Source organism: Pantoea sp. K16 (assembly GCF_048452805.1).
GTDB classification, from domain to species: domain Bacteria; phylum Pseudomonadota; class Gammaproteobacteria; order Enterobacterales; family Enterobacteriaceae; genus Pantoea; species Pantoea agglomerans.
Map to the genome: position 1 here is coordinate 63,193 of NZ_JBLWNV010000008.1, position 21,050 is coordinate 84,242.

17 protein-coding genes and 1 tRNA gene are annotated in these 21,050 nt (G+C 38.6%); 4 read left to right on the forward strand and 14 right to left on the reverse strand.

Going from position 1 to position 21,050, the window contains the following annotated elements; genetic code table 11:
- Positions 1-139: 139 nt before the first annotated feature.
- The 4 genes from ACK13D_RS12280 to ACK13D_RS12295 form a co-directional block, all read right to left on the reverse strand.
- Complete coding sequence (locus tag ACK13D_RS12280; protein WP_418796477.1) at positions 140-2,278, reverse strand: peptidase domain-containing ABC transporter; 2,139 nt, start codon at positions 2,276-2,278, stop codon at positions 140-142.
- The gene (locus ACK13D_RS12285; RefSeq protein WP_418796479.1) at positions 2,275-3,531 is read right to left on the reverse strand and encodes an HlyD family secretion protein; all 1,257 of its coding nucleotides are present in this window, start codon (positions 3,529-3,531) and stop codon (positions 2,275-2,277) included. The genes ACK13D_RS12280 and ACK13D_RS12285 overlap by 4 nt, the downstream gene beginning before the upstream one ends.
- 245 nt (positions 3,532-3,776) lie before the next feature.
- Positions 3,777-4,463, reverse strand: a complete 687-nt coding sequence (locus ACK13D_RS12290; RefSeq protein WP_071785058.1) for a CPBP family intramembrane glutamic endopeptidase — start codon at positions 4,461-4,463, stop codon at positions 3,777-3,779.
- 55 nt (positions 4,464-4,518) lie between these two features.
- Entirely contained in the window at positions 4,519-4,863 is a 345-nt protein-coding gene (locus ACK13D_RS12295) for a hypothetical protein (protein ID WP_071785057.1), read from the reverse strand.
- A gap of 949 nt (positions 4,864-5,812) precedes the next feature.
- Between ACK13D_RS12295 and ACK13D_RS12300 the strand changes: the two genes are divergently transcribed.
- From ACK13D_RS12300 to ACK13D_RS12315, 4 genes are read left to right on the forward strand one after another with little or no spacing between them, the layout of a single operon-like run.
- A complete protein-coding gene (locus ACK13D_RS12300) occupies positions 5,813-5,905 on the forward strand; it encodes a pantocin A family RiPP (RefSeq protein ID WP_012770338.1) in 93 nt (30 codons plus the stop codon).
- A 56-nt stretch (positions 5,906-5,961) separates the two neighbouring features.
- Positions 5,962-7,083, forward strand: coding sequence for a ThiF family adenylyltransferase (locus ACK13D_RS12305; protein WP_060680857.1), 1,122 nt, complete (start codon positions 5,962-5,964; stop codon positions 7,081-7,083).
- Positions 7,080-7,757 (forward strand): 2OG-Fe(II) oxygenase family protein, encoded by a 678-nt coding sequence (locus tag ACK13D_RS12310; protein WP_122889708.1) that lies wholly within the window; start codon positions 7,080-7,082, stop codon positions 7,755-7,757. Before ACK13D_RS12305 ends, ACK13D_RS12310 begins: the two co-directional genes overlap by 4 nt.
- Before the next feature lie 4 nt (positions 7,758-7,761).
- Positions 7,762-8,667, forward strand: coding sequence for a DMT family transporter (locus ACK13D_RS12315; RefSeq protein WP_418796481.1), 906 nt, complete (start codon positions 7,762-7,764; stop codon positions 8,665-8,667).
- Positions 8,668-9,708: 1,041 nt separating this feature from the next.
- Here ACK13D_RS12315 and ACK13D_RS12320 read toward each other — a convergent pair.
- From ACK13D_RS12320 to ACK13D_RS12365, 10 genes are all read right to left on the reverse strand, one after another.
- Positions 9,709-10,353, reverse strand: coding sequence for an EcsC family protein (locus ACK13D_RS12320; protein ID WP_116585338.1), 645 nt, complete (start codon positions 10,351-10,353; stop codon positions 9,709-9,711).
- Between the two features lie 126 nt (positions 10,354-10,479).
- Entirely contained in the window at positions 10,480-11,070 is a 591-nt protein-coding gene (locus ACK13D_RS12325; RefSeq protein ID WP_418796484.1) for a DUF4755 domain-containing protein, read from the reverse strand.
- A 306-nt stretch (positions 11,071-11,376) separates the two neighbouring features.
- Positions 11,377-12,501 carry a relaxase/mobilization nuclease domain-containing protein gene (locus tag ACK13D_RS12330; protein ID WP_418796485.1) on the reverse strand — a complete coding sequence of 375 codons (1,125 nt, stop codon included), beginning with the start codon at positions 12,499-12,501 and terminating at the stop codon, positions 11,377-11,379.
- A gap of 9 nt (positions 12,502-12,510) precedes the next feature.
- Positions 12,511-12,903 (reverse strand): hypothetical protein, encoded by a 393-nt coding sequence (locus ACK13D_RS12335; protein ID WP_418796487.1) that lies wholly within the window; start codon positions 12,901-12,903, stop codon positions 12,511-12,513.
- Between the two features lie 368 nt (positions 12,904-13,271).
- Positions 13,272-13,904 carry a hypothetical protein gene (locus tag ACK13D_RS12340; protein WP_418796488.1) on the reverse strand — a complete coding sequence of 211 codons (633 nt, stop codon included), beginning with the start codon at positions 13,902-13,904 and terminating at the stop codon, positions 13,272-13,274.
- 48 nt (positions 13,905-13,952) lie between these two features.
- Positions 13,953-15,323 (reverse strand): hypothetical protein, encoded by a 1,371-nt coding sequence (locus tag ACK13D_RS12345; protein ID WP_418796489.1) that lies wholly within the window; start codon positions 15,321-15,323, stop codon positions 13,953-13,955.
- Between the two features lie 4 nt (positions 15,324-15,327).
- Complete coding sequence (locus tag ACK13D_RS12350) at positions 15,328-17,475, reverse strand: ATP-binding protein (protein WP_238493710.1); 2,148 nt, start codon at positions 17,473-17,475, stop codon at positions 15,328-15,330.
- Positions 17,476-18,121: 646 nt separating this feature from the next.
- Positions 18,122-19,372: a tyrosine-type recombinase/integrase gene (locus ACK13D_RS12355; protein WP_418796491.1), complete on the reverse strand. Its 1,251-nt coding sequence runs from the start codon at positions 19,370-19,372 to the stop codon at positions 18,122-18,124.
- Between the two features lie 179 nt (positions 19,373-19,551).
- Positions 19,552-19,626 (reverse strand) — tRNA-Arg (locus ACK13D_RS12360).
- Positions 19,627-19,930: 304 nt separating this feature from the next.
- Positions 19,931-20,866 (reverse strand): formate/nitrite transporter family protein, encoded by a 936-nt coding sequence (locus ACK13D_RS12365; RefSeq protein ID WP_418796492.1) that lies wholly within the window; start codon positions 20,864-20,866, stop codon positions 19,931-19,933.
- Positions 20,867-21,050 lie beyond the last annotated feature (184 nt).

Below are 21,050 nucleotides of genomic sequence, written 5' to 3' on the forward strand. Positions count from 1 at the left end.
TCATCATTCATAAATCACTCTCCAATAGCAAATTTAAACTCTTTCCAATGTAGCATGCCAAGCCTGTTGTAGTATTACATAACTGAGCTTGATATACTTAAAAATAATAATGGATGTTACATGTTTTTCCTAAGGTTAATCAATAATTAGTTAAAGAAATTGTTCCTTCCTCCATCGTCAGGATGCGATCGGCAGAAGCAAGTGTTTCTGGCCTGTGTGCAATAAGTAATACTGGAATTCCAGAGTGCCTAAGCATCTGACTAATAGTAATTTCGCTTTCAACATCCAAATGACTTGTTGCTTCATCTAATAACAAAAATTTAGGTTTCTTGTATAAAGCACGGGCTAGAAGGATGCGTTGCTTTTGGCCACCTGAGACACCACCTCCCGCTTCACTAATAAGTGTCTGATAACCCATAGGCATAGCCATGATTTCACGGTCTATTAGGGCAAGTTTTGCGCAATCTATCATTAGTTCCTGATTGCGCTCTTCACTGTAGAAGATAATGTTATCAGCTATAGTGCCTCTAAAAAGTATGTCATCCTGTAGTACAGTTCCTATTTGCTGACGGACTTGAAAGTAATCAGGATGAGAATGAGTTATACCAAAAGTCCTTATCTCACCTCTATCTGGTTTATGAATCCCCATGATCAGTTTAACCAGTGTAGATTTTCCGCAGCCTGATCTTCCCGTTATGGCTACCACTTCTCCTGGATAGAGAGAGAGAGATAAATTAGAAATAATTTGATTGTTACTACCTCTGTGACTATAAAAAACGCAATCCAGTGACAATAGTGATGATTCTTGTACCTGCTCAACTATTCTTGAAGTAACAATATTCTCATGGTTGTTTTCTTCCTGCACGGTTTGGAGATGCCCCTCCGCAGGGTTCATAACAATGTCTGCAAGCCGTTCGTTATAAATACTCAGCATCCGCCATGAAAAGAACTTATCAGTCAGATTACTGATACTGGATGAAAAGCTTCCTTGGAAGGACAGATAAGCTATCAACATACCAACAGTAAATTTTCCATCAAGTACTTCTCCCGCCCCTTTCCAAAGAACAACTGATGTTACTAAACTCGTCGTCAGAGTATGTGCTATGTCATAGTACATTTCCTGTCTACTTTGTTTTAGTTGTGTATTACGGCGAGTGACGTTGAGATTTAGCCATGCAGCTTCGCGCTGACCAATTACTCCATTGACCTTTAGACTCAGTATGCCACTAAGGGTTTCAAGGAAATGACTGGACTCACGGGTGCTTGCATCCCACGTATCCTCGGCACATTGTTTCAGATGTGGATACCACAAGGCCCTTAATAAGGCATAAACAACTGATACCACTATGGCAATAAATGTCATTTCCTTACTATAAAGTATCATCATTCCTAATGATGTTATAACAACAAGCACATCTATTATGCCTTCAAGGACCTGTGTAGTCAGGGCTTGCTGTATGATATCAATTGCACTGAAGCGGGCACTAATACTTCCTTTACTTCTTGCCTCAAACCAAGTAAGGGGAAGGCGCACTAAGTGATGGAAAACTCGTGCTGTCCATTGCATATTAAAATTAACAGAGAGTGTAATACTCGCCCACTGACGTGCAAGACCCAATAGTAACTGAGTCAGGGAAATAAGCAGTAAAGCTATAATAATGATGCTTAACAGATTCTTATCAGCCGCTACTAAAACTTCATCAATTACCATTTGGTTAAGAAGGGGGGCCCCCAGTGCCAGTGCTTCCAAAGCCAGAGCAAAAACAGTTATTTTAAACATTGCCGGGATTAAGCCGGGAGTTTTTCCTACTAAATTACGGAGATGAATTTTCTTTTTTTCATGTCGTGGCAAGAATTTACTAGTGGGAATTATTTCTAGGGCAATTCCAGTAAAATGTTTCCCTGCATCAAGCAAGGAAAGTGTGCATTTTCCCTTATTGGGATCGTGAATTATAATCTTATTACCGCGAACCTTGTCGAGTACTACAAAGTGATTCATATCCCAATGAAGGATACAGGGTAATGTTAAAGACTTCAGATCTTCAGGTTCCAGTCTGACTGCCCTCGATGTGAGTTGAATATCCGAAGCGCATTGCATAAGTCTTTGAAGTGTCATGCCCTGAGTGCTGATACTGAAACGTTCGCGTAACATTTTTAAGTCAGTCTGCAAACCATGCCAACAAGCTATCATTGTAAGACAAGCTAATCCACATTCGGCTGACTCTGTTTGTCGTATAAGCGGCAGATTATTTTTCCCAGTCCATTGCAGCAAGCTCATATCATTTTCCCTTTAAGGCTCCAGAGTGGTTCGGTCAACCATTCCCATAAATAGCGAGTATCAAGATTGACATCTGCCTCAAGAGTCATGCCAGGCCTTAAAGGTTCGCTTTGCCCGTAAGCCATTATGTAATCGTGTTCAGGCGAAACAATTACCCGATAATGACCTTCGTTTTCCTTCCAGGTAACAGGTGATATAGATAGTAACTCGGAAGAACTAAGTGTTGTCCGGCTAATTTCTCTTATAACACCATACTGAACTCCAAATTTTTGATATGGGAAGGCAGAAAACCTTAATGATACCCGTTGTCCTGGCCTTATAAATCCGGCATTTTGGCTGGTTGCATAAAGTTCAATTTGGAGGTGTGCATCATCTGGAACCAGTGTCATAACAGGCTCTGCTGCTCTTGCGGACTGACCTTGTTGTATTATCACTGCGGCTACCGTTCCTGATACAGGCGAGGTAAGTGTGAAGCTTTCCTGCCCTGAAAGTTCCACTTCTTGCTGGCTAATGTCCTGGAGTTGTCGCCTGATTTCGGATTGTCGGCTTTCACCTTGCGCAATAAGATGATTAAGGTCTTCTTCTGCCGCCTCCAGCGAAGTGTGTAGCTGAAGCAATTGCATGCGATGGTTTTCAACATTTTCCTGAGCAGCAGAAAATTCCATTTGTTTTTGTTGATAGTCGATATCTGAAACATAATGAACGGATACTAACTTTTTATAACGCTGCATAACTGAATCAGAAAGTTTCGCTTTATTTTCTGCCAGATTTAGACTTTCTTCCGCACTTTTTATCTGCGGTTGAATTGAAATAATTCGCTGTCTGAATGATATTTGTTGTTGCTGATTATCTCTCTCTTCAATTAACTGCTGAGACGCCAGCATCGTATATTGAGTTTTGAGAGACATGCTGACAGCAGCCATTGTACCTGCTCCCTGACCATCGTATCGTTCACCACTTATATGGTAGAGAGCTGTCCCAGCAGAAACATGCTGGCCCTCTGATACCATCAATCCCGTAACATATCCAGGGAAGTGGGGTATGATTTTAATGAGACCAGTGGATGGCATTACGATACCCGCTAGGTGAGCTTTGCGAGTATATTGACCTAAACAAACGAAAGTGAAGATCAGAATAATTAGGATAAGCGTTGTTGCTGCACTGAAGGTTGTACCAAGAGATGCCGGGATGACTATATCACCACATGCTGTTTCATTTTGGTTATCAATCGCTTCTTTTCTGAATAAATCCATTTTATTCTTCGCTAAAAAGATTAATTGCTATTTTTTTCTTCTTTGCTGTCGGTAAACATCCATTTAATGGCTTTCCAGACAATACTCAAAGAAAAAAACACTCCGATGAAAAAGAATAGTGCTGTAACAAAAATGTGGAAATGTGCCCTTATGGGTATTAAATCACTGGGCCAAGCTACCACTCCATACATAGTATAAAGTGATAATATTGAAAATAAACAGTTTCTAATTGTCATGTTAACACTCTAAAAAGCTACTGAAAGAATCAAGGAGATTACAGCAAAAGAATTAAGGATTGTATGGGCTGCGATTGGATATATAAGAGATCTTGTGTTGATTCTTATCGTTGTAAGAATAATCGAGAATAAGAACTCAGTAATATATGCAGAGATTGCATCATATTGAGCATGCATTGTGCTGAAAACTAGAGAAGTTACCAGCATTGAAAAAATTACCCCGCCGTCAAAGGACTTGCTGAAGTAGCATACCGATCCAAATAAGCATCCTCTAAACGCAACTTCTTCCAACAAAGGTCCGATGAATATCATTATGCAAAAATAGATAATGTTTTCCTGAGTCAGCAATGTTGCCAGTGTTAAACCACTGCCAGAGGTTGGAGGACTTAAAGACTGGATAAATATAAGCGAAAGAGTAAGGGAGATGAAATTACCAAAAGAAACCCTCTTTTCATTTTTCAAAAACAAGGTCAGAAATGTTATCAATGAGATTATAAAACCAATTATAAATGATAAAAAATATGCATTGCTCAGACCAATGTATTTTTGGGTTAAGTTAGGAGTTTGATTCAAGGTAACTATAGTAATTATAAATATTGCTATATATAAAATTGCGGTCTTTGCAGAAGGGGCAAAGACCGTTTTAGAATTTACTTGGGGTCGGGTGTTTTCTATTAATTCAATATCACTGTTCATATGGACAACTTATATAATAAGTAATTTTATTATTTAGTAGCTAACACCCGATTTTTCAACGATTACAAGTGCCTGATACAGAATCGCCGGAGCAATGTGCTGAACCTGCCGCTTGGCCGCGACCTGAACTGTTAGTATTAAGGCACTCTGTGGCTGCTCCAACCATTTTGGCTGATGCTCTTCCGATATTTGGCAGGCTGGTTAGTGCACCAAATGCTTGATTTGCACATCTAACAGTACTTGGATCACTATATATATGAGTAGGGGCATTCCGGCTTAAACTATTTTGCGGACCAGTTTTGGAATGGCTATTTGAGTTAGAGCCTTCATAACCACTGTTTGCGTTACCACCACTAACGAATGCAATTTCACTTAAGTTTAGTTCTCTAATATTAGACATAAATCCCTCTAGAATAATTTAGTAAAAACGTGCAATTTGAATATTGCATATATCAGAATCTTGGATAAAGTAAAAATATGTAAAGATTCGTGTTTTTAAGTTAGATCTCTAACAATTAGTACACTGAGAATGTTACGACTAATTGTAAAATGCAACTATTCAGATGTGCAGCTGCAACTATTCAGATGTGCAGCAGCATCTTGATTTTAAAGATGTTTTAGGATTTTCATGATCAATCAAGCTAAGTTATTAATCTATAAGTAGGTAAAGTAAAGGCTTTGAAATTACAAATGTTACTAACTCATCTCATGAGATCTGCGAACATTAATTTGACTTAGTTTCATTGAATGTTTTTTCTTTTATGTTACAAATCGAAGGTGCTGACAAAACTTTATTCCTATCAAGTATTTTATATTATACCGCAACATACTTCTTTGATTATCAATATCTAATTGGTTTCTTCATCTCTAAAACCGCATCATGAGTAGGTATGACATTAGTCTTCCACATCTTTCGTAATGAGTTTGCTATAGAAGAAATTATTATTTTCACTCGTAGATAACATTCAGTTCTTAAAATAACCGCAAATCTATGCGCCTGAAAATAACATCAAGCAAAACTCTTTGAACTCTAATCCTGCTGTCATAAGCTAACCATTTAAGTAATCCTGCTAACTATTTCATAAGGTTACTAATGAGTTTTTTGCAAGGTGAGATAACTGTAAAAGCCATGATGAAATGCTACACAGACTATCAATAGCATTGTTTTAATTTTACGATATGCCTTTAAAGCAAAAGGTTTATTCTTCGAAAGTTGTAAGTTAACAAATAGTATAGCTTTTTGCCGCTAGGGTTATTGACGAACAAATCATTAATGTTGTTTATTGGAGTGGTATCGATACACAAACACAACTTTACAAACCTAACTGAACAAGCAAGAGGGTATCACTATGATCAAGTTCTCTACTCTGTCTCAGCGCATTTCTGCTATCACTGAAGAAAATGCTATGTATACCAAAGGTCAGGTTATCGTCCTTAGCTGATAACGTATGACAAAGGCCGCATCTCGTATGCGGCCTTACTTTTTTTGGAGCACACCATGTCACTAACGAATGTTAAACCCCTCATTAAAGAATCTCATCACATCATCCTCGCAGATGATGGAGATATTTGTATTGGAGAAATCCCAGGAGTATCTCAGGTCATCAATGATCCTCCTTCCTGGGTAAGACCAGCTCTTGCCAAAATGGATGGTAAAAGGACAGTTCCCCGGATTTTTAAAGAACTGGTTAGTGAGGGTGTCCAGATTGAAAGTGAACATCTGGAAGGACTGGTTGCGGGCTTGGCGGAAAGGAAGCTCCTTCAGGACAACTCCTTCTTCTCAAAAGTGCTATCTGGTGAGGAAGTAGAAAGGTACAACAGGCAAATCCTTCAGTTCTCCCTGATCGATGCTGATAACCAACATCCTTTCGTGTATCAGGAACGGCTAAAGCAAAGTAAGGTAGCCATCTTCGGGATGGGGGGATGGGGCACATGGTGTGCACTTCAACTGGCTATGTCAGGTATAGGCACCTTAAGACTCATTGATGGGGATGATGTCGAGTTGTCAAACATCAACAGACAGGTGTTGTATCGCACAGATGATGTAGGCAAGAACAAAGTTGATGCGGCCAAAGATACGATCCTTGCCTATAACGAAAACGTGAATGTGGAGACATTCTTTGAGTTCGCTTCTCCAGACAGAGCAAGACTTGAAGAACTCGTTGGTGACAGCACTTTCATCATCCTTGCTTGGGCAGCACTGGGTTACTATCGTAAGGACACTGCTGAAGAAATCATCCATAGCATAGCTAAAGACAAAGCCATCCCTGTTATTGAGCTGGGTGGTGATCCTTTAGAGATTTCCGTTGGTCCCATCTACCTCAATGATGGTGTTCACAGCGGGTTCGATGAAGTTAAGAACTCTGTTAAGGATAAGTATTACGACAGCAATTCAGACATTAGAAAGTTTCAGGAAGCCCGCCTGAAGCACTCGTTCATAGATGGTGACAGGAAGGTAAATGCCTGGCAAAGTGCTCCCTCACTATCAATCATGGCTGGTATCGTTACCGATCAGGTTGTCAAAACCATAACTGGCTACGATAAACCACACCTTGTAGGTAAAAAATTCATTCTTTCATTGCAAGATTTCAGGTCTCGCGAAGAAGAGATTTTTAAATGAGCATTGATAGTATTACCTTTAACGACAAAGGTTATCTTACCAAAAACATACAATCTCAATTCGCTTCAAAAATATATGAGATTATGGAGTCGTCACAAGATTCATCTGAGGAGTCCTGGACTTACATATACAAAAATTCCTTAGAGCAAAAAGATCTTTCATTTTTGACCCCGGCTGATGAGATTGAAAAGAGTTTCAACTCTTGTTTTGCAGATTTTTGCGATAATAAATTCAGTTTCTTCTTCAGAAGACTCTCCAATGAAGTGAAAGATAATGTTGCTTCAAGTGAAGCTTCAATAATCGCGTATAATTTTTGTAATTCCGAAGAGTTTAAAGATCTGATTGCTCGCCTAACCGGGAGGAAGATAGGAAATACCGATCTTTTCTACATTAATCGTTTTGATAAAGGCCATTTTCTCAACACCCATACGGATTCAGGGAATAATGTCGGGGTAGCCTTGAACATTACTCAAAATTGGGACCCGAACTTTGGTGGTTTAACACATATACTTGATAAGGATAGAAAGAAGGTTGTTGATACATTGACTCCAGGTTTTGCTGAGCTGTTTCTTTTTGATACATCAGAGAAACAGGTTCCTCATTTCGTATCGATGGTTACAGCTAATCAGAAAAGCAGGCGGATGTCTGTTATAGCAAGGTATGGGAAGGCTTAGATTAATGACTAAAAGTTCTTTATGGCTTACGATGTTAATGGCTTTAATATGGGGCACTTCATTTCCTGTTTCAAAAATTGCGATTAATGTGATAGGCCCTTATGCATTCCGAATGGCTGGTTCTCTTGTTTCATGTGGTATTGTTTTTTTGATATTCAACAAAAGTATCCGTGAAAGCCTTAAGACCCTTAACTTTGATGAATTTTTAAGAATCGCAATAATTGCGGTGCCAAATGTTTTCCTGGTTCCAACACTCAATAGCATCGCTCTTCACTTCACCTCTGTTACGAATGCGACAATCCTTGTTTACACAATGCCTTGCTTTACCTCGATTATCCTGATGGGCTTGGCAAGAAAGCTGAACTTACTCTCCCTGTTCTCACTCCTTCTTTGTTTTTCGGGGATTTTTTTGATACTCAAAGAAGTACATGTTGGATTGGGTGAGATTGTAATTCTATGTAGTGCCATTTTCTGGGCTATAGGAGCTGTCGTTTCTCAAAAGATAGTGACTGTTACTCCTTTCAAGGCCAGGCTATTCTGGCAGATATTGGTTTCAACTATTCTGGTTTCCATTACTTATCCTTTCTTCCAATCAGGTCCATTACTACAACCTCTTGTTACCGCTTTCACTAATACTGAATGTCTTCTTTGTGTTCTCTATCTCGGTATTGTAGGTAATGCACTGGTATACTTCATCTGGTTTTATCTCATTCAGAACGAGAGTGCAGAATTTGCAAGCTATGCGACTCTGTTATCACCCGTAATAACTGTTATTATTGCTTCTACATTTCTCAATGAACAACCTACAAGCAAGCAAGTAATAGGTTTTAGCCTGATTTTGATGAGTGCTCTTTTGGTGAATGTTATTAAACCTTATGTTACTACGAAGTTAGAGAAGAAGGTTCGCTAAGCACTTCAGCGGTGAAGAAGTCTGTTTCGCCTGTTAAACATACAAGCAAAGTAGAACTTTTCGCTTAAAAACCAAGTGGCAGTCAAATTGATTATTACAGGGTCGTATTGGAGGATGTGCTTGTTACCCTTGCCCTCGTAAATCGAGCGCTACACTCCGAAATACTGGTCATGTCATTTCAATTTTTAGACATCTAAGGTCGAGATTCAGTATTGGAAAAAGACTTTTTGGGAGAGAAAGGGGCCGAGTTATAATCAGTATGAGACACTAAAAGTAATAAAGAAAATTAATTATTCATTCCATAATCATGCTTAGTTTTGGAGAGTTCAACATGAGGTTTAACATAACGAATTGGATTTGTTTCGGATCCCTTTTTTTGCTATTTTTCGTAATTAGATTGGTTTCTCTTCTTAATAATTTTCATATTTCTGGCTTTGTTTTCTTAGCAGCATTTGTTTATGGCCTGTATACATATATTGTAGTAATGGATAAATTTAATGGTCTCAAAGATGATAATGAATTTGTTAAAGCTTTACATGCTGAAAAACTCATATCGAACCTAAAAAAAGGGAATGAAATTGGTTTTTTAGGACGGAATATCTTCTTCTTTACTGGTTTTACTATCGGTATGTTGTTGATTAGGTTTACTTAAACTCTCAATCTTTCTTATGTAGTAGCTTCTATTTAATAAAGCGGTTAGAACACCAATACTAACCGCTAAGAACCATATTTGTAAAAATGACATATACATGTGCTATCTCCTAATTATAATTTAATATATAAATATCAGTAGCAAATATATTGTCAAGGTCTTGATGAGTATTTTTATTGCTTTAATTCCTTTTGAGAAAAAGTTGTTATTTTATTCTGAATGGTTCTCTCGGGCTTAACTAATCAGAATAGATAGTTCATCTGGCGGAAAAGGGATAGGGTCACAATCAGTATGGGATATCAAAAGTAACAAAGAAGCCTGAGTGAAAATCTTATATCGGAAGCAGTGGTTCATACACACTGCTCCTATTAAAATTTACAAATTTCAAACTATTCTGCTAATAAACTTTTTTCGATGAAAGTCTTACGAGCAACATTCCCAACTAAATTAGTTGAAACTCCATCAAACGTTCCGCCGATTATACCTCCGACAAGGGGGATCATTTTTCCTAAGTTGATAGCTCCTTTCTCGCCAAACTTTGTTAATAATCTAAATCCCACTTTTTTGTTAATGGCAAATATCGTTTCTTTCGAAATACTTTTGATTAACTGAGTTGACATCTTTGAGCCAACGACAATTCCTGTTCCTTTGAGAATGTCTTTCGCTGCATTCCCAACAAGGCAACTGTAAACGAGGCTTCTCACTCGATCATCTTTCACATCCCATCCACCCATTATCGCAAGTGAGGTTATCATTCGGATCTGAACATATAGGACAGTAGCGATACTTGCTGGGACTGCTACAGGTAGAGTCACAATACCACCGAGTCCTGACAGAAATCCTGAGGTAACTGACTTAGTGTTTTGCCATCTAATAAGAGAGTTAGCTTGGTCAACAAGGGTGCCATCACCTTTCAAATAGCTACCTGCCATTTCAAAAGCTGAATCTGTTCCAGGTATACTCCCGTCCAGGGCCTTGTCATAAGCCCAGTTAAGGACCTGCATAATTTTGCCTTCATTGATTTTTTCAGCCACTTTAAATTTCCTTTTCAACATTTGATTATATGTAACTGTTATCGGCATTGTTAAATTTTTCTTTATGAAATTTTAAATGTAAAAAGCCAGCAATTAGCTGGCTTTTGTATGTGTCAAACTCGGTTATTAATGGTGTAAGTTATTAACTACCTTGTCAAAAATGTGCATCCACCGCTTGAGTTGCAGTTCTGTATCACGGATACCTTCCTGTGAGTTGAAGTCACCCTTTTGAGGAAAGAACATTACCCGCCATTCTGGATACTGAACATCGTCAACAGCGATGTAAAAACCTGACTCTCTGAAATCGTGGGTGCGATCCAGTTCCTTATCAAGACCTGTTCTTTGTCTCGTAGTAGACAAGTTGTATCGCCATTCTTTGATAGCTGAGAAGGGATATGTTTTCTGTTTATTCTCTTCCTTGAGATGAATTAGTCCTCGTTTTTCATCGAGCTTCATTGCAGTAGGACCGAACTCGTGACTCCACATGCCATCAGACTCTCCGAATACATCTCTGGTGCTGGCATTCCACTTCTTAATGCGGAATTTTTTATAGGCAAACATCAAGAGCATGATGCTTGCGAAAACCCAAATAATAGCGAGTTGCACTAATCCTCTAATACCCAAGAAGTAGAAGATGACAATTGGCATAGCGATGGCAATCCAAACTCGTTTCATCATTAGGAAATTAGGCTGCTTAACTTCAGTAATTGTTGTCATAGAACCATCCAGTGTTGTTTCGTTGGATTCAGAGCGCACGCATCCATCAGCTTATTTTGCTGATAAATCAGTGAGCTATAACGCTTCGTTTGAAGTTACATTACGGCCTGGAATGAGTGTCTAGCAAATCATTTGTACCGATCGATCAGATCTATTTGATAGCCATAAACTATCATGATAGTAAAATTGATCTGTAAAAACGATCGATCGGTTTTTCCTATCGATATGATTATTAATAAGAATAGATAGCGAATTTGACTTAATGTGTAGTTTTAAACTACTGATAACTAGCAGGTTAAGAACACATCAGATAGAAAATTTTTTCTGACTAGTGGCGATTTCTTTGGTGGCCGTGTGCGATTTTGTCTCATGAGTGCTTTGGTAGGGAGTAACAAAGTGGAGGGGTCTCATCTTGATTAACGGCTTAAGGAGGCTCAGACCCGTTGCTTTCAAGGCTTGGATAATCTGCTTCAGGTATGGGACCCATAGTAGCCAGCGAACCTGTTTAGTATTCGTCTCCTCAATATGCGGAATAGCAGGGGAGTGGAACACAGGCTCGTCTTCTATGTTCGTCAGTCTTTCCATTGCTTCTGACTCATTCTCAGGCAACTCTGTATCGTCTATCACCTGAGGCTCGACAGCAGGGGTGAGGGTAACCTTCTGGCTCAGACTCGACCATGAGTAGGCTTTACCTAACTGGGAGGCTTTGAAAGCGATTCCTGCATACTCAAATGAGAAACCATTCATTTTACCCTTGGAAGCAATGCTCGCTTTGGCTGTTATCTTTAGCTTGCTGAGTTCATAAACAAAATCGTCAATGGTGATGGTGCCATAGAAACTCAGCACAGCCTCAATTGTTTCCTGAATGATTTTCTTTGGTGCTTTGTTGCCTGTCCTTGCTTCCATCATTTCCTCATTCCTGCCAGTTTTCCTGACTTTGGGTGTTGAAGAAGGAGATGGACCTTTGGTTTGTGCGAGCTGATGATCCCGCTCAAGCTGTTGAATGATTCTGGTGCTGATGAGGTTCTCATTTCTGCCGAGGTAGAGCTGGCCATTTTCTAAAACGTTTATACGAGAAGCAATGATATGTATGTGCTGACCAGCTTCGTCGGCATGAAGAACATAACAACGAAGATGAGTGTCTGAGAACCCCATTCGCTTCATGTAATCGTCGGCAATGAGCTTCCACTGCTCATTGGTCAATGAATCGCCCTTTGGTAATCGTAGCGAGTTATGCCATACAGGTTTCTCAACATCTTCTCTCAGTTGTAGAGTTCTGGTGAACTCTGCTGTCAACGCCTCCACTGAAATGCCTACCAGGTTTCCTCCTATCACAAGGGGAGCGGTTGAGTGATGAGGGGCAGGGGAAAGAGCATACGAGACGACACCCCGGAAGTTCTTCCCCCTTTTTATTTTATTCATACCCTTCATCTGGGACGATCACTTTTCAACACTCAGCAAAGCATCTCTTACATGCGACAGTTTGGCTTTCAAAGCAGTTAACTCTTGTGAGAGAGGCTGAGCATCTTCCCCTCTGCGGAGAAGGAATGACCCAAGATCGTTGAGTTTTTGTAGTGAAGCCGTTAGTTGTTGCCAAGCTTCTTTGTTGAGTTCAGGAACAGATGGAGGGAGTTGCTGAAGCGCTGAGGATCTCAGCCAACAGCTTTTACTGAGCTGATTTCGTGAACCATTTAGTTTGGCAAGTTCTATGTCATTTAGACGAACAGTTATTGTGTGCTTGCGAATACGGTTAGGTGGTAGTTTATTGGATTGAATATTATCAGTAAAAGACGAAGGGAATTCATCATCGAATATATTATTATGTTTTTCCATATCAACTCCTTTGATATTTAATTGATAGCAAGTCCGTATGCTATGTATAAATTAATATCATAATATGCAATTGTGTCAATGCTTTAGGTGTTGGTTTTGAACTTGATTTTCCTTTTTCAACCGAAGGGCGGGAAAAGCAAGGCAACTGAGCATCGCTCAGTTAGCCCTTGCTCATTTACTTATTCTAAATAAACTTGACTAGTTCTAAATTAAGGTTATAAAAATTATTTGAATGATAAGGATAAATATGATGAATTTTAACAATTACCTTGTGCGTTTGCTTTTAATATTTACTTATTTTTTTACGATTTTTCTGGTTTTTTATCCAAGCATATTTGGATTTACAATTGATACAATCATGCTTTGCTTTATTTTTTATTGGGATCGGGAATGTAAATCTTAGCAGTAGGATTAACCTCTTTATTCAATCCATCAACAGTATCTGGATTCGGTTTATTGGCGATTTCTTTATTAATTTCATTAACAACTTCTGGATTCATTTTATTGACATCATCGGTGCCATCATTATTTGATTTATTATCATCTTTTATTTTTTTTATGAAACGATAACTATCATGTCCGCATATGATTGTTTTTAAATAAGTGCACATAATGATTATAAGCCATGATAAAATGACAAAATTTGTATTTTCAAAGTTATTGAGTAAATCCTTCATCCATCTTTCATCGGTGCTTTGTACTGCAAGAGAGAAAACTTTACAGGAAGCGAATATATAAAGTGTGGTGTCATTAATATCTTTAAGGAATTTTTCGTTTTTTTGCGGAGTTTTTACATAAATTACAATTGAAAAAAGTAAAGGTAGAAATGCGAACATGTAATAATACGGAGATATTATAGCCATTGCTAAAATAACTGCTAAATATGAGGAAAAAGTAAAAAGTATCCCTTTCTTATTGGTGAGGAATTTCAAGCAGTAACTTACCGCTTTGATGCGTAAAGTTTTTTCTATAATTTTTTTAAATTTTTCACGTGTTTTCATTTTTTACTCGTAGTTATTCTAGATAAAAATTAGTGTGTTTTTAAATTACTAAAAGCTTACTATTCCCGGTCTAGAAGAATATTGTGAGCATTTAAAAGAAATATCAGATAAGATCTGGTCTCTTAATCTAAAGAGAGGGTTTCCAAACCATTTATGCTCAATATTTTCTGAGTTAATCAAAAAGATGTCTTTGGTCCCTATTTGATATTTAAACGATAACATTAAGAAGAATTTACTTCCATTAAATTCAAATGTTGGCAATCTATAAATTCCATCATGTTTAGTTATACGACGTCCAAATTTACAATGCTCTGATAAGATTTCTGGGATCAATGCTGATATAACATATCTATGAAGTTTAATCTTCTTTTGTGCATGATCACATTCTGCCGAAAGCTCAACGAAACCAATTTTTAAATTTTTTAAAATATCCTGATTTCCAATTCTTTCAAAGTTAATGAATTCGCTTGCTAATATTTCATTAAAATTTTCCACACCTAATTTCGAACACATTTTATCTATATTTTCTTTGTTAGATGCATAATTTTCATTAATAGGTAAAAAAACACCTCTTTGGCTTTTCGAGTGAGCATCTTGAGTTATTTCTATGTGATAAAATGAATTTAGTTTTGCCTTCATTTCATCATCAACGTTTGTCTTTTCACCAATCTTAGTAATTGATCTATTCCAAGTGCCACTTTCTATATTCTGGAGGCTGTCACTTAAAACTGGTAGAAGCCCCAAATCTACTGATTTGGAGGGGTATTGAGCAGCATTTTGATGACCTAATGTTTCATTTGCAATTAAAGCCAAGACATTCATTATTTTTTCAGAATGGATTTTTACATAATCTTCAGGATTCGTCTGGCTATCAGGGCTTGTTAATTTATATAATGAATTTATTGTATTTTGAGCTGCACTATTAATTCTGCACTCCCAATTAAAAATGGATTCAAATAAAGGATTTTCGCTTATGATTTTATCTAATGCTAGTTCCAATTTGCTATGGTCATGCAACAAGTCAGCTTTGTCTAAAATCCCCATTGAAAGAGGAAGTAAATTTTTGTTTGAAATTCGCTGTTCAATAATATTTTTAACCTCTTGAACTGTAGCCGAGTTTTTAGACCAGAAATAGAGTAAGTAAGGACCTTGAATATCTATTTTATTTATTAATTTTAATATGGGTCCTGCTAAATTAGCAGCATTAATTGTAGTAAGCTCCGTTAAGTTTAAATCTGTAATAATAATTCGTGGGGTTATTTTTTCAAGATTCGCATGATCAATACCGCTTGCATTATCAAGATCGTTTGAATATTGAATCGGTAGGCATGGTAATCCGATTTTAGCAAAAGAATCTCTTATAACATTTAATTCATCAAGAATGTCATCGATAATAAGAACGCTTGGTAATTTAATCATTTTATTAATTCTCTTTACGAAAAACTAAGACTAAAGCTGCGCCAGTATAAGCTTCGGATAAGTCGAGATCTTCCGACTTACATATTATTAACTTACCATTTATAGCTTCCATCACTTGTTCAACATAATAAAGACCTAACCCCATTCCGCCAGGTCTAGTTGTTTTGAAAGGTTTTACTGCCTCATTTACTGGAATATTAAATCCATATCCGTTGTCAAGGATAGCAATAGCCGGGCCTTCAGGAAAGTATTTGGGTAACCCTTGAATACGAATTGCAGGTTTGTAGTTTTTCTCGACAGATGTTTCATATTTAATACGAGTCCAATGAATAGCATTATCTAAAATATTATTTATAGCTGCTTGTATTAAACCTACAGGTGCTTTGATTTTGAAATCCTGCTCAAGATCATCAAATAGCGGGCATGAAAAAATAACATTATGATGTTCAAATCTATGTTGCGATAAGTCTTTTATTTTTAAAATTAAAGATTTAATGGAAAATGTTTTTTGTTCATTTCTTTTTAAAAGAGGTGCAAATCCTTCAAGTAATTTAGATAAATGCTCTGCTCTTTTAATAATGAGATCATAATTATCAGATCGTTTTATAGACTCATTTAATTCATCAACACCACGTTCGACTTCATGAAAGATAACAGCAAGGTTGATTCCTGCTATACCTGAATTAATAGTAACTTCTCTCATCTGAAGAAACTCTTGCTCTATTAAAGTAAGTTTTCCAGACATTTCCTTCTCAAGACCATGTTTTTTTATGGTCTGCCTAAGATCACTAACATTATCTTCAAATCTGTTACGGGGCAAGTTTTCATCTTTTTTATTACCTTTGATTACCTGAGTTATAGAATCACGTTGCTCAGCATGAAGCAAATGAAACTTCTCTACAACACTTGATATAATCCATTTGAAGATACGATATTTATTGTTATCGTCAAAGCCTTCTCGGTTGGTTTTTTCTTTTAAACCATAACTTAGTTCAAGATTCAAATCTAAAGAACCTATTACCATACCATTATGAATTTTTTTACCTGGTCTATTAATTCTACCTGTATTTAATCCGAGCCAATCATCATAGGGTTCACCGTAATTGAATACACGAACACCATCTCTGTAAACTCTGATGCCAGATTGTTCTTTTAAATAATTTTTAATGATTTGAGCATTACCTAATGCATTAAGAATCTCTTGTTGTTGTAAAAAAACATAAATAATGCCATTAATTTGACCAATACCCTCCAAATCTTGTGGCTTGAGGAGAAGATTTTCTCTCAATTTTTCATCTCTACTAAGCAATTCTCCTTTGGTAGGTGTTATAAGTTCAAGATGCACATTTTTTTCACCAGCCTTATGCTCCATTAATCCTTTAATTGTTTTCGGGGGATTAAATGTGATTTGGTAAGTTAGTTCACCTTTATCGTTAATTTCAAAATCAAACTTCCATATTGCTGAGTTAAGAATATCTTCAGCTTCAGGCATTCCTTCTAAGTCTTTCTCTCTCCCTGGAATGCTGAAGTTAATTTTGAAGTCCGAATTCTTTTTAAATGGTGAAATTAGGCTTGTTAACATTCTTTTCAACCTTCTAATATCACCACGACTCCAGTTTTTATTATTTAAATTGCTAATTACTATTCTTGTACCAGTTTGTTCTTCATTAAAATACTTTGAGACACTAAGTTCTTCGATGTCCACAAAAGTATCCTCAATGTATTGTGAAGATCCAAGTAAATTCGACCAGTCAATATGAATTTCAATTTCTTTTGTGTTAGCAGACTTAGAATTTATTTTTAAGCGAGTTCCTAATTTATGGACTGCTAACCGACCAACACCCTTTTCACCTAATGGTAGCCTCTTGAATTTAGAAGTTCTTATTCTGTTTTCATCTCTTTTGCTTTTAGTGCCTATCTCCATCCATTTTGTGATGAAATCATCTTTACTCATTCCTGTACCATTGATGTCATGTACAACTATCTCAGAATCGTCCCCGTTAAGATTCAACTCAACACTAACGCTTTCAGCATCAGCATCGTAAGCATTTTTTACTAGTTCGAATACTGCTAATCTGTCATCACCAATCAGTTCATCTCCCAGAAGTTTAAGTAGATGGGAATTGGCTTTAAAATTACTTTTTGTTTTCATTATATTTACCTGTCAAATCGCTTTGTATCTTGCTGTAGTTTATTAATTGATTTTTACTATTTAACAACATCGATTCAGTATTTTTTATATGATCTTTAAGGCTTTTCTTAGGGGGTGCGTTAAATTTAATCTAAAAAGCTTGATATGAAACGTGAGAAACATAAGAAAATTTACACAAAGTCTATTTTAAATGCAATTATTTTAAGAAATTTGGTATTAAAAATGTGCTTATAGAATCGATAAGTTTTTACTCTATGTTGTTGTTTTATTGTTTTAAATCAATGCTATGTGTGTATATTCGCATGAGTTTTCTTAAGTCAAGCCTTTGCGCTTAGTAAAAATTGGGGAAAGATATAAAAATCGTAAGATGTTAATCAATGTTATATCTGGTCAAAAACACGACTACTCTTTTGAACTTGAAGAAGTTGCAAATACAAATGGTTCTCGTTACCTTTTGGATGATTTTGAGTTACGGGTTGGATGAATAGCCAACGGTTATGATATTGGACTGAAAATGCCCTTACATATTTACTGTTTAGATAGACAGTAATTAAGAAGAGACCATAATTGGAGACGGGTCATAAATTGCATTTAAAAATCAATTAATTAGTAGATGTTAATCCTTTTGTGAATAATAAAAATGGGTTCATGGCGTTTTATAGAAGGTATAAGGCTTTAGTGCTCTTTCTTTACATGCCTCGAGATAATCAGCCCACCATTGCAACATGAGTCTTCGTTCTTCCAAATGCTCCGCTTTATGTATGTAAGCAGCCCGGACACTGTTGCGTTCCTGGTGGCTCATTTGTCTTTCCACAGCATCTCTCGACCATAATCCCGATTCGATTAAGGCACTACATGCCATAGTCCTGAAACCATGCCCGCAGACTTCTACTTTCGTATCGTAGCCCATCGTCCTGAGTGCTTTGTTGACAGTGTTTTCACTGATAGGTTTGTCGTCCCCGGTAAAACCAATGAAAATAAGTTCTTTGTTACCACTGATCGTATGAAGCTCTTCCATAAGTGCTTTGGCTTGTGAGCTTAATGGAACCAAATGAGGCGTTTTCATTTTTGCCCCTCTTGCAGAATATTTTATCCCGTTCATAGGTTTTCGCTTTCCGGGGATAGTCCACAGTGAATTTTTGAGATCGACTTCTGACCAGCGAGCAAATCGCAGTTCACTCGAACGGACAAAGGTCAGGAGTGTTAACTGCACTGCAATTTGAGTAATACTTTTTCCTTTATACGCTTCTAAACGATTCATAAGCTGTGGCAATCGTTCCAGAGAAAGGGCAGGGCGATGAACACTTTTAGTGGAAACAACAGCACCAGCTAGGTCGTTTGCAGGATTCTGTTCAATCAAAGCATTGTGAACGGCATATCTCATTACCGCCGTAATGCGCTGTTGTAAGCGGGAAGCCAGTTCATGGTGTCCAGAAGCTTCTGCTTTTTTCAAAGGAACCAATAAATCACGAGTTTTTAGCTCCCTCATATTGCGTTTGCCGATGACAGGGAACACATGGGAAACAAGGCTGTTCAATACGGTAGTTCTATGACTGTCTGACCAGGTTCTGTTACTGGTATGCCATTCTCTGGCAACTTGCTCAAATGTTAGCAAGCCTTTGCTCTCAATCTTTTGCGCTTTTCGCTTTTCACTTGGGTCTACATGGTTTGCAACGAGCTGACGGGCTTCATCTCTTCTTCGTCTGGCTTCTGACAATGAAACCTCTGGATAAACACCCAGTGCGAGAATTTTCTGTTTGCCAGCGAAGCGATACTGGAAACGCCAGTATTTGGAACCATTTGTGGTGATCAAAAGATGCATACCATTACCGTCTGTCAATTTGACAGGTTTATCAGAAGGCTTTGTATTTCTTACTTTTAACTCTGTGAGCGCCATACTAAAAACCCTCAGATGATGGTATCTGCAATATCGAACTTAACATACCAACATATGTACCAACTAAACAGAGTGGATTTTGAAATACAGCGGTAAACGTTAATGGTCTATTAACGAGAGGTAAGTGTTTGAAGTTTAAGAGTTGACTAGACTTTGAAATACTTTGGTAGGCTAACATTTGGTGTCCCCTGCAGGAATCGAACCTGCAACTAGCCCTTAGGAGGGGCTCGTTATATCCATTTAACTAAGAGGACAGCGGCGCGCAGTATAGCGCAAACAGGCCGTGAGATTCACTACGTCGCCGTCCGTTTGCTCATTCCGCCAGCAATTCCGGTTTTCTGCACGCGCTAACGTTACGTGCAGAAAGCGGAAACAGCTGTACTGAAGTCCGGGATGTCATCCAGACTGAAGCGGCACCCCGACTCTTAAATCTTCACTCCCTCTTTACAGCAGCCACTTCCAGTAAACGTTTTTCAGACGCCCGCCTGGCAAATCGCCTTCAGCAAACAGACCAGAAAGGCAGACAGAGCGGTTCAATCTGCTCTGCCTGCCCTGGATTTACTCAGCCTTTTCCTGCTCTTCGCGCTGGCGACGTTTCTCCTGCTTCTTCTTCTCAGCCTTGGCTTTAGCCACGGCCGCTTCGCTCATGTCGTTGCGGATCTGCGCGTGGCTGATCAGGGCAAAAATCAGCGTGCCGCCGGTAATGTTGCCGAGCAGCGTCGGCAGGGCAAACGGCCAGAAGAATTCATACCAGCTGATGCTGCCATTAAAGACCAGATAGAGCACTTCCACCGATCCCACCACGATATGCGCCAGATCACCCAGCGCAACCAGCCAGGTCATCATCACAATCACCAGCAGTTTGGCACCCCCCGCCGAGGGGAACATCCAGACCATGGTGGCGATAATCCAGCCGGAGAACACCGCATTGGCAAACATCTCGCCGGGCGTATTTTCCATCACCTTCATACTGATGTTGGTAAACGCCTGACGGGTAGCTTCGTCAAATATCGGCATCTCATTAAACGCCAGCGCACCCAGTGCCGTCCCGATCAGGTTACCCAGCAAGACGATGCCCCATAAACGTAATAGCAGGGCGCCATTACTCCAGGTCGGTTTGTGCATCACCGGCAGGACTGCCGTGACGGTATTTTCGGTAAACAGCTGCTGACGCGCCATGATGACGATAACAAAACCAAAGGTATAACCCAGGTTTTCAAGCAGAAACGCCCCTGGTACGCCATCCAGATGCACCTGAAATATCCCCTTCGCCATCAGCGAGGCGCCCATGGATAAGCCCGCCGCAATGGCTGACCAGAGCAGCGCCATACCATCGCGCTCCAGCTCCTTCTCCCCATCCTGGCGGATCTCTTCATGGATGGCGGCGGCGCGGGAGGGTAAAGCCTCCTCATCGACTTCGATGTCAGTGCCCTTATCCTTCTCTTCACTCTCGACGTCGTTAGGACCCTGTTCATTACCTGATGAAGGCTTCATATTTTCTCCTGGTGATAGTGCTGTCGCGTAATAAGCGTAGCCGTTTTTTATTTGCTGATAATGTAACGATTGATGCGAATAAGCGTAACAACGTTTTTCGGAACTGCATTTTTATTCATACTGCGGGCGATACCGCACGAATAAACCCATGGCATCGAAACTGAGCGGTGGCTCACACTTCGGC